This window comes from Streptomyces sp. A1136, from assembly GCF_004795055.1.
Classification (GTDB): Bacteria; Actinomycetota; Actinomycetes; order Streptomycetales; family Streptomycetaceae; genus Streptomyces.
Genome location: NZ_SSBJ01000321.1, coordinates 1 through 550, shown reverse-complemented (window position 1 = coordinate 550; position 550 = coordinate 1). Strand labels below are relative to the sequence as shown.

The window sequence follows — 550 nt, the reverse complement described above, 5'->3', positions numbered from 1 at the left end:
CCCCCGTCGGCCAGGCCCACGAGCTGTACCGGTCCCTGGTCCGCGCCGGCCGCGCCCCCGCCGAGCTGTACGTCTACCCGGGCGAGGGCCACGAGTTCACCGACCCGGACCACCTCCTCGACGCCGCCGACGCTCGCGTACATCTCGCGGCTGCCGAGCATGACGTACTGCTCGGGCGCGATCGCGAAGCACGACACGTTGTGATCGGACATCTCGGCGTTGAGGGTCCAGCCGAGGGCTGTGTAGAAGGCGGTCGCGCGCTCGACGCTCTCGACGGGGCAGGTGATGAAGAGGCTCATGCGGCCAACACTTGCAAAATGCAAGTGCGACGTCAAGGCCCGAGCCCGCATCGCCCGCCGCCTCGACGCGCTGCGGTTCGACCGTGTCCTGACTTCCACCGGGCCAAGAGGTGTCCCTAGGTGGGCCGCTCTGGGACAGGCAGGGTGCCTATGGGTCACCTCGTCGCGGTTCGCCGGCAAATGCGAGCCTTGGCGAGACGGCGCGGCGGTGCGTTCCGGCGTCTGCATCGGCTCGAGACGACGGCTTGTGG

1 protein-coding gene is annotated in these 550 nt (G+C 69.5%); it reads right to left on the bottom strand.

The window, feature by feature from the left end; translation table 11 throughout:
* The coding region (locus E6R62_RS40535) for a VOC family protein (RefSeq protein ID WP_368773887.1) at positions 1-299 on the bottom strand (299 nt) is incomplete at its 3' end.
* Positions 300-550: the final 251 nt, after the last annotated feature.